The sequence below is a fragment of the Myxococcus sp. CA039A genome (genome assembly GCF_013336645.1).
GTDB classification, from domain to species: Bacteria; Myxococcota; Myxococcia; order Myxococcales; family Myxococcaceae; genus Myxococcus; species Myxococcus llanfairpwllgwyngyllgogerychwyrndrobwllllantysiliogogogochensis.
Genome location: NZ_JABUMQ010000343.1, coordinates 1 through 11,534, shown reverse-complemented (window position 1 = coordinate 11,534; position 11,534 = coordinate 1). Strand labels below are relative to the sequence as shown.

Annotated in this window: 8 protein-coding genes and 1 pseudogene; 6 read left to right on the top strand and 3 right to left on the bottom strand. The window is 68.6% G+C overall.

What is annotated here, in order from left to right; all coding sequences use genetic code 11:
• Both HR086_RS38875 and HR086_RS38870 read right to left on the bottom strand, forming a co-directional pair.
• Window positions 1-379 (bottom strand): annotated as a pseudogene (locus HR086_RS38875) (hypothetical protein); the annotation flags it as partial.
• 19 nt (window positions 380-398) lie between these two features.
• Entirely contained in the window at window positions 399-998 is a 600-nt protein-coding gene (locus tag HR086_RS38870; protein WP_174453593.1) for a hypothetical protein, read from the bottom strand.
• A 413-nt stretch (window positions 999-1,411) separates the two neighbouring features.
• Between HR086_RS38870 and groES the strand changes: the two genes are divergently transcribed.
• The 6 genes from groES (at window position 1,412) to HR086_RS38840 (ending at window position 7,492) form a co-directional block, all read left to right on the top strand.
• Complete coding sequence (gene groES, locus HR086_RS38865; protein WP_002640434.1) at window positions 1,412-1,702, top strand: co-chaperone GroES; 291 nt, start codon at window positions 1,412-1,414, stop codon at window positions 1,700-1,702.
• Window positions 1,703-1,738: 36 nt separating this feature from the next.
• Window positions 1,739-3,382: a chaperonin GroEL gene (gene groL, locus HR086_RS38860; protein ID WP_141644806.1), complete on the top strand. Its 1,644-nt coding sequence runs from the start codon at window positions 1,739-1,741 to the stop codon at window positions 3,380-3,382.
• A gap of 146 nt (window positions 3,383-3,528) precedes the next feature.
• Window positions 3,529-3,786, top strand: coding sequence for a glutaredoxin 3 (gene grxC, locus HR086_RS38855; protein WP_141644805.1), 258 nt, complete (start codon window positions 3,529-3,531; stop codon window positions 3,784-3,786).
• A 96-nt stretch (window positions 3,787-3,882) separates the two neighbouring features.
• Complete coding sequence (locus HR086_RS38850; protein WP_174453592.1) at window positions 3,883-4,278, top strand: hypothetical protein; 396 nt, start codon at window positions 3,883-3,885, stop codon at window positions 4,276-4,278.
• 587 nt (window positions 4,279-4,865) lie between these two features.
• Complete coding sequence (locus HR086_RS38845) at window positions 4,866-6,251, top strand: sigma 54-dependent Fis family transcriptional regulator (RefSeq protein WP_141644829.1); 1,386 nt, start codon at window positions 4,866-4,868, stop codon at window positions 6,249-6,251.
• A gap of 38 nt (window positions 6,252-6,289) precedes the next feature.
• A complete protein-coding gene (locus HR086_RS38840) occupies window positions 6,290-7,492 on the top strand; it encodes a hypothetical protein (RefSeq protein WP_174468140.1) in 1,203 nt (400 codons plus the stop codon).
• Window positions 7,493-7,590: 98 nt separating this feature from the next.
• Here HR086_RS38840 and smc read toward each other — a convergent pair whose 3' ends face one another.
• Complete coding sequence (gene smc / locus HR086_RS38835; RefSeq protein WP_174468139.1) at window positions 7,591-11,190, bottom strand: chromosome segregation protein SMC; 3,600 nt, start codon at window positions 11,188-11,190, stop codon at window positions 7,591-7,593.
• Window positions 11,191-11,534: the final 344 nt, after the last annotated feature.

Here is an 11,534-nt window from a genome sequence, read left to right as displayed (position 1 = left end):
GGCAGATGGCGAACTTGTCCACCTCCGCCTGGGCCTCCAGCTCCAGCAGGGACACCGTCCGCCCGTGCGCCGCCGTGTGCGCCATGTAGAGGAAGTGGCTGACGCCCTCGGCCACCTGGCAGTAGCCGGCGAGGTCTCCATCCAGCAGATACCCCAGCGGCCCGGCCTCGTAGGGCTTCAGCCTGTCGAGCAGCGCGGGGGACAGGTACAGCGCCATCTCCAGCGCGTCCCCCGACTCGTGCACCAGGAGCTCCTCGTCACTGCGCCCCGTGGCGCCCAACTGGACGGCGGCCTCCGTGTCCACCACGAAGACCTCCGCCCGAGCCTCGCACGTGAAGCCATAGATGGCCTCCAGGTGGTCCTGAACGCGGCCAATCATCGCGACCTCCGTGCCACGGCTAGTTGGGGAGCTGTCCCTTCGCGTTCGGCATCATCCCCGCGTCCACCAGCACGCGCTCCAGCCGGTCATTGCCCGTGCGCGCCCACGACTCGTAGACCTTCAACGCCCCGGAGGGCCCGGCCCGGACCATGCCTCGCGCCGAGATTTCCTCCAGCACCTCCACCACCGAGCGGAACTTGTCGTGCAGCTCCCGGTACACCCCCGCGAAGCCCGCCCGAGGGGACAGGTCCGCCACCTGGCCGTACGCCGTGCCTCCCATCTGGATGTAGTAGTCCGGCCCCACCACTCCGCCCTGGAGCGCGCCGGAGAAGAAGCCCACGGTGTAGAGGGAGACATCCCCCAGCCGCCGCAGCGTCCGGATGCGCGCCTCGCGCTCCTGTTGCAGCGCCTGGTGGTAGAGCAGCGCCAGGGGCTCGCGGCCCTTGCGGCCGTCCTCCTGGCGGTCGAACAGCATGTCGGTGCTGGCGAAGTCCGCCAGCAGGTTCACCAGATAGAACTCCGTCACCTCTTCCAGCGAGACGCGCTGGCGCGAAGTGACCTCGTCCAGGAGCGACTTGAAGAACTCCTTCAGCGACAGGGACGCCACCAGTTGACTCATCGACACTCCCGTCCTTCCACCCGGCCGACGGCGCCTTCGGGAATAAGGGAACGGTAGCAATCGACCCTCCTCGTCGCAAAACCCGCTTTCAATGATTCCAAGCACTTGCGCTGGCACTCGACCACCCCGAGTGCCAATTTCCACGTGCGGGGCGACGAGCGGGCGTCCTTCCACGGCGTCGTGCGCGGCGGGGAAAAGAGCAGCAATGCCAGACGGTTGGCATGTCGGGGCACGGGCAGTCAGCGTCGCTTGACGGGTCGACTTCGCTGGTTATTATCCGCCGCGCCTAGGCGTTAGCACTCGCAAGGTGTGAGTGCTAAATGCCGCGGGTCGTCACGGCCCTTTTCAACCCCCAGTGGCGCCGAGAGCCGTCCGGAGACCCCGGACGGTGGGCGCCCATCAAGGAGCAGACCATGAAGATTCGTCCCCTGCAGGATCGGCTCATCGTCAAGCGGGTCGCCGAGGAGAACAAGACCAAGGGCGGCCTCTTCATCCCGGACACGGCGAAGGAGAAGCCCCTCGAGGGCAAGGTCATCGCCGTCGGCAACGGCAAGGTGCAGGAGGACGGCAAGGTGCGTCCCCTCGACATCAAGGCCGGCGACACCATCCTCTTCAGCAAGTACGCCGGGACCGAGATCAAGCTCGACGGCGAGGAGCACCTCATCCTCCGTGAGGAGGATGTGCTCGGCGTCATCGAGAAGTAATCCGTCCCCCACCCCTTCACTCAAGGAATTCCCATCATGGCGAAGGAACTGCTTTTCGACGTACGCGCCCGCGAGGCCATTCTCCGTGGCGTCAACATCCTGGCCGACGCGGTCAAGGTGACCCTCGGCCCCAAGGGCCGTAACGTCGTCATCGAGAAGAGCTTCGGCTCGCCCACCATCACCAAGGACGGTGTGACGGTGGCGAAGGAAATCGAACTGGAGAACAAGTTCGAGAACATGGGCGCGCAGATGGTGAAGGAGGTCGCGTCCAAGACCTCCGACGTCGCCGGTGACGGCACCACCACCGCCACGGTGCTGGCGCAGGCCATCTTCCGCGAGGGCGCGAAGCTGGTGGCCGCCGGGCACAACCCGATGGACATCAAGCGCGGCATCGACAAGGCCGTCGCGGTCATCGTCGCGGAGCTGAAGAAGCTGGCGAAGCCGACGAAGGACAAGAAGGAAATCGCGCAGGTTGGCACCATCTCCGCCAACGGCGACGCCACCATCGGCCAGATCATCGCGGACGCGATGGAGAAGGTCGGCAAGGAGGGCGTCATCACGGTGGAGGAGGCCAAGGGCCTGGAGACGACGCTGGACGTCGTCGAAGGCATGCAGTTCGACCGCGGCTACCTGTCTCCGTACTTCGTGACGGACCCGGAGCGGATGGAGGCGGTGCTGAACGACGCGCTCATCCTCATCCACGAGAAGAAGATCTCCTCGATGAAGGACCTCCTGCCCATCCTGGAGCAGGTCGCTCGCGCTGGTAAGCCCCTGCTCATCATCGCCGAGGAGGTCGAGGGCGAGGCCCTGGCCACCCTGGTGGTGAACAAGATCCGCGGCGTGCTGAACGTGTGCGCGGTGAAGGCGCCGGGCTTCGGCGACCGCCGCAAGGCCATCCTCGAGGACATCGCCACCCTGACGGGCGGCCGGATGATCGCCGAGGACCTGGGCATCAAGCTGGACACGCTGACCCTGCAGGACCTGGGCAAGGCCAAGCGCATCACCGTCGACAAGGACAACACCACCGTCGTCGACGGCGCGGGCAGCCAGCCGGAGATCGAGGCGCGCGTGAAGCAGATCCGCGCCCAGGTCGAGGAGACCACCAGCGATTACGATCGCGAGAAGCTCCAGGAGCGTCTGGCGAAGCTCGTGGGCGGCGTGGCCGTCATCAACGTCGGCGCGGCCACCGAGACGGAGATGAAGGAGAAGAAGGCCCGCGTGGAGGACGCGCTCAACGCGACCCGCGCGGCCGTCGAGGAGGGCGTGGTTCCTGGCGGTGGCGTGGCCTACATCCGGTGCCTCAAGGCGCTGGAGGGTCAGACGTTCGCCGAGGGTGAGAAGTTCGGCGTGGACATCATCCGCCGCGCCGTCGAGGAGCCCCTGCGCCAGATCGTCGGCAACGGCGGCCTCGAGGGCAGCGTCATCGTCAACAAGGTCAAGGAAGGCACGGGCTCGTTCGGCTTCAACGCCGCGACGGGCGCGTACGAGGACCTGCTGGCCGCGGGCGTCATCGACCCGGCCAAGGTGAGCCGCACGGCGCTGCAGAACTCCGCGTCCGTGGCGTCCCTGATGCTGACCACCGAGGCGATGGTGGCCGAGCGTCCGAAGGACGAGAAGGACGCCCCCGCCGGCGGTGGCGGCATGGGCGGCATGGGCGGTATGGGCGGCATGGGCATGTAGTCGCCCCCCACCCCGGTCCATCCGGGGTGGACGCTTCACTGGCGGCCTCCGGTTCCTTTCAAGGAGCCGGGGGCCGTCGTGCTTTCATGCGCCCGGTGGCGCGCGAAAGGCCACGCCCTTACGTTGGGAATGAAGGAGGCGACACCGTGAAACCCGTGAAGATCTACACCACGAACTACTGTGGCTTTTGCGTCCGCGCGAAGGACCTGCTCAAGCGCAAGGGCGTGGACTACCAGGAGCTGGACGTCACCGGAGACGATGACGCGCGCGAGAAGCTGGTGGAGATGAGCGGAGGCCAGCGCACCGTGCCTCAAATCTTCATCGGTGACACGCACGTCGGCGGCTACTCGGACCTGGCCCAGCTCGACAAGGAAGGCAAGCTGGAGCCCATGCTCCAGGCCTGAGTCGCAAGCGGGCAGGCGAGCGCCCTTCACGGGGCCGCTCGCCGCGCCGTGCCTACCTTACCGCCATGGAACACCACCCCTTCTCGGGAGGCGGCAATGGCAGGTGAAGACGCGCACTACAACGTCATCAGCACGCTGTACCACCTGCTCAAGGGCGCCTCGACCGCGGAGCAGTTCATCCAGGACGCGGAGCGGGCGGGAGACCCGGAACTGGCGCAGTTCTTCCGCGACTGGCGGGACGAGCAGCGCCACCTGGCCGAGCGGGCGAAGAACCTCCTGGGCGCGCGACTGGGGACGACGGAAAGGGCCGCGGCCACGGGCAGCGCCGGACGCAAGCGCGCGGCGGGCTCGGGCAAGTCCTCCCCAAAGGGACCGGTGGTCAGGGACCAGAGCAACGCGGGGGTGAAGTCCGGAGGAACCAGCTCGGATGATCTCGTCGACGAGCTTTCCAAGGAGTCATTCCCCGCCAGCGACTCGCCGTCGACGTACTGATTGGACCTCGCCCGCGCGTGACACTGGATTCGCGGAGGGTGTTCGTCTTGGATGCCGGCCGTGAGCTTCTGGAACGGCCCTTCCCATCCTCCTGGACGACCTCCGCCGGCGCAGACGCGGCTGCGGAACGCCCGAGGGCCGCACCGCGACACGACGCGGCGCCTGCACGGCGACGAACGTGCGCTGGTGGACAGTCCCAGGCACACCCCAGCACGAGGTCCCCAGGCGTCCATGGCGTACTGGGGCCACGTGGACGTGCGCCACCCCACCCTCCGACGCGCCCTCCCGGAAGTCACCGGGAAGGACGCCAGCAGCCCCATCGCGCAAAGCACGGACGAGGGCCCAGGCCCCGCTCCGAAGCCACCGCGCGCTGGGGAGTCGTTCGCCCGGAGGCCCGAGCGGGGACACTCCGACGCGCCACCCCCGCCCCGGTCCACGCGCACGGGGCGCTCCTTCCGAGGAAGGCTGACGTGCAACAGCCTTCCGGGAAGATTCTTCCACTCATGCTGCCCTGACCAGTTCGGGCACGAGCACATGGTGCGTCGGGCTTGCCCGCCCGGTCCCCTCGCACCTAAAGAGGACCCATGATGGAGCCCAGGCCCGAGGTCACCCAGACCACCCAGACGGACAAAGAAGAAGGCCGCACCACCCGCATCCCCATTCACGAATGGACCGTGGAGGTGGTGTCTGGCCCCGACAAGGGCAAGAAGGTGACGACCCAGGATGGCTTGGTACGCGTGGGCTCGGACCCCGCAAGCGACCTGGTGCTGACGGACACCACGGTGAGCCGCCGTCACCTCGAGGTGGAGCGCACGCCGCGAGGCCTCCTGCTGCGCGACACCGGCAGTCGCAACGGCACCTTCCTCGACGGGCGACAGGTGCTTCAGGCGTACCTGGGCCGCGGAGACAAGGTCGAGCTCGGCAAGACGAAGCTGGCCGTGAAGGTGGCGGCGAAGCCCACCGAGGTGGAGCTCGCGGGCGCCGAGTCCTTCGGCGCGCTGGTGGGTTCCTCGGAGAAGATGCGGTGGGTCTTCACGGAGCTGCGGCGCGTGGCCCGCGAGGACATGAGCCTGCTCATCGAGGGCGAGACGGGCACCGGCAAGGAGCTGGCGGCGCGCGCGGTGCATCAGCACTCGTCGCGGCGGCATGGCCCGTTCAAGGTCGTCGACTGCAACCTCATCTCCGAGGAGAAGGCGGAGCGGGAGCTGTTCGGCGGTCTGCGCGCGAGCGACCCGGAGGACAAGGAGGCGCGCGGCGTCTTCGAGGCCGCCCGGGGAGGGACGCTCTTCCTGGATGAGGTCGGCGAGCTGCCGCTGATGGTGCAGGGCAAGCTGTTGCGCGTGCTGGACGCGCGCGAGGTGCCCTCGCTGGACGGCCAGCCCGTGCCGGTGGACGTGCGCGTCATCGCCTCCACGCACCGCAACCTGGAGGAGGACGTGCGCCAGGGCCGCTTCCGCGCGGACCTGTACTTCCGCCTCGCTGTGGCGCGCGTGCGCCTGCCGCCCCTGCGCACCCGCCGCGAGGACCTGCCCTCGCTGGCGCAGGCCCTGTCGCAGACGTTGCGCGCCAGCGTGACGCTGACGCCCCAGACGCTCGCGCTCTTCGAGGGCTATGACTGGCCGGGCAACGTGCGCGAGCTGCGCAACGTGCTCGAGCGCGGCGCGCTGATGGAGGAGACGGGCAACACCAGCTGGCTGGACTTCCTCGCCCAGCCCTCGCGCCGCCCGGAGGGTCAGCCGCCCGGCACCCACGTGGCCACGCTCGTCACCGGCATGCCGTACCACGAGGCGAAGGACAGGGTGCTGGCCGACTTCGAGCGCCTCTACTTCGCCGAGGTGATGCGCACGGTGGGCTTCGACATGAAGGCCGCCGAGCAGCGCACCGGGCTGTCCATGCAGAGCCTCTATCGTCTGCTCAAGAAGAACGGGCTTCGCCTCAAGGACCTCAAGAACGCCGAGGGCCTGGAGAAGTGAGTGCCCCCTCGCAGTTCCACCCCATGGAGAACAACCGCATGTTGCGTCGTCTCGTCGTAGCCTCCGTCGTCTTCACCGCCGCCTGCGCCGGTCAGCAGAAGCCCGCCGAGAGCGCCGACACGGCCGCCAAGCCGCAGACCACCGAGGAGCGCGTGCGCATTGGCAACCAGCCCGCGTTCGACGTGGCCACCTGCTTCCCGCGCGAGCTGACCCTGCCGGCGTCCAATCAGGGCGTGCTGGTGGGCGCCATGCTCACCACCCGGCCGGAAGTACTCGAGTGCCTCGTGTCCCCGCAGAACCGGGGCCCCGCCGAGAAGACGGTGGCGACGGTGAAGACCACCGTGACGGACGCGGGCGGCACCCACGCCATCACCGGTGAGAACCTCACCCCCACGGGCACTCAGTGCATCCAGGCCGTGGTGGACAAGCTCGTCCAGCCCAAGCCCCTGGCCAAGGGCGCCCCGCCGCTGGAGTCCACGGCGACCTTCGAGCACGACACCACGGCCAGCGCCACGGTGAAGTTCGGCGTCAACGACGGCTCGGACTTCTCCGGCGCCGTCCGCCTGGCCCAGCAGGGCTGGTGCGACTGCTACGCCACCTACAAGGCGCAGACGCCGCCGGTGCTGACGTCCCACATGACGCTCACCAAGGGCCAGCCCGTCGCCGAGGTGACGTTCGACGCCTCCGGCAGCACCGAGGGTGACCAGCTCGCCGCGTGCCTCAAGACGAAGATTGTCGCCGTGCCCGCGAAGCTGTCCACGGACAAGCTCAGCTACCCGCACCGCTTCGTCCACTTCAACTCCGGGGCCACCGAGGCCGCCAGCGCCCTGCCCCCCCAGCTGCGCTTCTTCCAGCTGGAGGTCGTCCGCAACCAGCGCGCGGCGGACGCGGCCATCGCCTTCGGCGCCCGCGCCGCGGCGGCCGAGTCGTTCGAGGCCGTGGTGGCGAAGTACCAGAAGACCAAGGACTACAAGCTGTTCGACGAGCTGGCCGGCAAGTGCAACGCCCTGGTGGAGGCCGCGCAGGGTTGGGTGAAGGCGCTGGAGGCCCAGCAGGCCGTGGACCAGGCCTCCGTGGCGCTGGTGCAGGAGCTGAAGACGACGGACGCCGAGGGTTGGACGCCGGTGGAGACGGCCAGCCAGACGGCGCTGACCAACACCCAGAAGGACCTGACGGCCGCCCAGGCCCGCGCGGACGCGGACCAGAAGGCGTGCCCGAAGAAGTCCTACAAAGGCAAGTAGTCGGCAAGTAGTCCCCCAGCGGGGCTGAAACGCACGAAGGCGCGGGACCCGAACTTCCGGGACCCGCGCCTTCTGTGTTTCCAGCGTCGTGAGGACGACTACGCGCTGATCTTGTCGTCGTTGGCCGCGCTGGCCTCGCTGATGCGCACGCTGACGAGCTTGGAGATGCCCGGCTCCTCCATGGTGACACCGTAGAGGGTGTTGGAGACCTCCATGGTCCGCTTGTTGTGGGTGATGAGGATGAACTGCGACTGGCTGCTCATCTCCTTCACCATGTCGTTGTAGCGGCCCACGTTGCCCTCATCCAGCGGCGCGTCGACCTCGTCCAGGAGGCAGAAGGGCGTGGGCTTGATGAGGAAGATGCCGAAGATGAGGCCCACGGCGGTGAGGGCCTTCTCTCCACCGGAGAGCAGGTTGACGCTCTGCAGCTTCTTGCCCGGCGGCTGGGCGACGATTTCCACGCCCGGCTCGCCATTGGGGCCGTCGTTGGTGAGGACCAGGCTGGCGCGCCCACCGCCGAACAGGCGGGGGAAGATGGCCTGGAACTTCTCGTTCACCACGTCGAAGGTCTGCTTGAAGCGCTCGCGGCTGGTGGCGTCGATGCGGGTGATGGCCTCGCGCAGCTGCCCCATGGAGGCCTGGAGGTCCGTCTTCTGCGCGATGAGGAAGTCGAAGCGCTTGGACAGCTCCGCGTGCTCGTCGATGGCGGTGAGGTTGATCTCCCCCATCTTCTCCACCTGGGCGCGCAGGTCCTTCAGCTCCGCCTCCGTCTCCGGCGCCAGGGAAGGCAGCAGGTGGTAGCGGTGCAGCTCCAGCACCAGGTCCACCTGGTGCCGCTCACGGATGCCGGCCGACAGGTGCTCCAGCTCCAGGGCAATCTCGCGCTCGCGCAGCGAAATCTGCGACAGCCCCTGCATCAGCTCCTCCACCCGGCCGCGCAGCTCGCGGAACTGGGCGTCCTGCTCCCGCACCTCCGTCGAGGCCGTGGTGTGCGCGGTGCGCCGCGTCTCCAGGCCCTCCGCGGCCACGCGGTGCTCTTCCACGCGCTGGGCCAGCCCCGCTTCCGTCTCCGCCGTGCGCCGCGCCAGCTCCTCCGTGCGCGTGCCACCCTCGGCCAGCGTCGCCTGGAGGCGCGCCACGCGCGTCTCCATCTCCCGGCGCTGCGTCACCAGGCTGTCCAGCTCCTTGCGCGCGGACTCGCCGCGCTCGCTGCCCGCGGCGACCTTGATGCGCAGGCCCGTCAGCTCGCCATTGGCGGACTCGGAGCGCTGGCGCAGCGACTCCTGCTCGGAGGAGAGCTGCCGGACGCGCTCCTCGCGCGACTCCCGGTCCGTCTGACCGTGGGCCACCTCGCCCCGGCTCGTCTCCTCCTCGTTGGCCAGCGCCATGTGGCTCTGACCCAGCTGCCCGTCCTCCAGCTCCTGGGCCCGGAGGCGCTCGCGCACCTTCGCCAGGTCCTCGCCCGCCTTGTGCAGGTCCTTCTCCTGGCTGGCGAGGTTCACCTCCTCGGCGTGCTGGTTCTTCGCCAGCCCCTTGAGGACGCCCTCGGTGTGCCCCATCTGCTTCTGGAGCGTGTAGTGCCGGGTGAGGATTTCGTTGTAGCGCTCCTCCACCCGGGCCACCTCGGTGGCCAGCTCGGCGATTTCACGCTTCTTCTGGAGCGCACCCACCGCCGCGCCCTCGCGCTCGCCGCCGACAATCGTCCCGTCCGAGCGGAAGACCTCGCCCTCCTGGGTGACGAGCGTGCACTGGGGGCCACCGGCCTCCGAGTACGCACGCGCCGACGCCAGGTCCTGGACGATGACCACGTCTCCCAGCAGCATCCGCACCACGGGCGCCAGGGCCTCCTCGCACGTCACCTCGCGCAGCGCGTGGGCCAGCACCCCCGGGCGCTCGAAGTCCGGCTCCAGCACGGGCTGCAGCGTGTCCAGCATGGGCACGGGCAGGAAGCTGCCGCGGCCCTCCGCGTGGCCCTTGAGGTACTCCACCAGCTCCACGCCCTTGTCGCGGCTCTCCACGATGACGTGCTGGAGCCGCTCACCCAGGGCCGCCTCCACGGCGCGCTCGTAGCGCTGGGTGACGGTGAGCACGTCCGCCACGAGGCCGAAGATGCCCTGCTCCCGGGCCACCGTGCCGGCGCGCATCATCACCGCGCGCACGCCCCGGTCGAACCCGTCGTAGTTCTTCTGGATGTCCTCCAGGGACGACAGGCGGCTGCGCTTGTCGCTCAGCTCCTCGCGCAGCGCGATGACCTGGATTTCGTTCTCCGTGAAGGTCGCGCGCGTGCGGGTGAGGGCCTCTTCCTCCTGCCCCTTGCGCTCGGCGAGCTCCGCGGCGAGGTGCCGGGTGTCCTCCACCCGCTTCGCCACATCGCCTCGCACCGACTCCAGCTCCGTCTCCTGCGCGCGCAGCCCGTCCAGCTCCGCCTGGAGCCTGGCCCGACGCGCTTCCAGGTCCGTGCGCTGACGGGCCAGGTTGACCAGGTTGCTCTCGTGGTTGGCCAGTCGGGTGGCCACCGCCACCAGCCCGGCGCGCTCCTGCTCCAACCGCAGGGCGACCTCCGTCTGGAGGTGGTTGACGCGGCGCAGCTCCTCCTGCGCCACCTGCATCGCCACCTCGTCCTCCTTCCACGAGCCGGCGATGCCGGACAGCTCCGCCTCGCGGGCGGCCATGGCGTCGGACATCTCCGCCTGCCGCGCCAGCAGCCCGTCCAGCTCCGCCCGGGCCTGCATCACACGGCTGTTCGTCTCGTCGTAGTCACGGCGGCCGTAGGCCAGCTCCTGCGTGTCGCGCTGCACGGAGCTTTCGAGCGCGTGCACCTCCGCGGCCAGCGTCTGGAGGGCGGCGGCCTCCGCGTCCAGCTCCGCGCGGCGCCGGGTGATGGCCTCCTCCAGCTCCTTCACCCGGTCCAGGTTTTCTCGCTCCTCGGAGCCCAGGTTCTGCAGGCGCGACTGGAGGACCTGCTTCTCCGCCAGCAGCTCCAGGTGGCGGTGGCTGGCCGCGTGCAGGTCGATGTCCCGCATGCGCTGCTTGACCTTCTTGTACTTCTCCGCCTTCTTCGCCTGGCGCGACAGCGCGTCCAGCCGCTTCTCCAACTCGCTGGTGATGTCCGTCACGCGCAGGAGGTTGGCCTCGGTGGCCTCCATCTTCCGCTCGGCGGCCTTGCGGCGGGCCTTGTACTTGGTGACGCCCGCGGCCTCCTCCAGCAGGTGGCGCCGGTCCTCCGGCTTGCTGGAGACGATGAGACCCACGCGGCCCTGCTCGATGATGGAGTAGGCCTTGGTGCCCACGCCCGTGCCGAGGAACAGCTCGGTGATATCCAGCAGCCGGCACAGCGTCTTGTTGATGAGGTACTCCGAGTCCCCGTTGCGGAACAGGCGCCGCGTGACGGTGATCTCCGAGTAGCCCTGGTACTGGGGCGACAGCTGGTCCGTGTCATCCACCAGGAAGGTGAGCGACACCTCCGCCATGGACAGGGGCGGCTTGTTCTCCGAGCCGTTGAAGATGACGTCCTCCATGCCACGGCCACGGAGGTTCTTCGCGCTCTGCTCACCCATCACCCAGCGGATGGCGTCCACGACGTTGGACTTTCCACAGCCGTTCGGGCCGACGATGCCGGTGACGCCCTCGTCGAAAGTGAAGACGCTCCGCTCCATGAACGACTTGAAGCCGGTGATGTCCAACCGCTTGATACGCATGCCAGCGGGCTCCTGGAAGAGGCGCGAGGTACGAGGTGAAAAGTGAGCGCGAGGCCGAAAAATCGGCCTCGGAACGATCAGCAGGAGTACCAGCCGCCATCCAGGCGATCAAGCGTGACCATGCCACGCGTGGCCATACGTTCGGCTGCTTGCCCTTCAAACGGGCCAGAGGCGGGCAGGAAGGTCCTCTCTTGGACTTGCGCCCTGGCCGCCCCACCCTACCTTCCCATTGACATTCCTGGAGGTTGCGTACGTACCAGCCCTTTCTTGCCCTGACGCTCCTCATGGGAGCGTCCCCTACGCCGGAGGTAACACCCCGGTCTGACACGCAGGCGGTGGAAGCC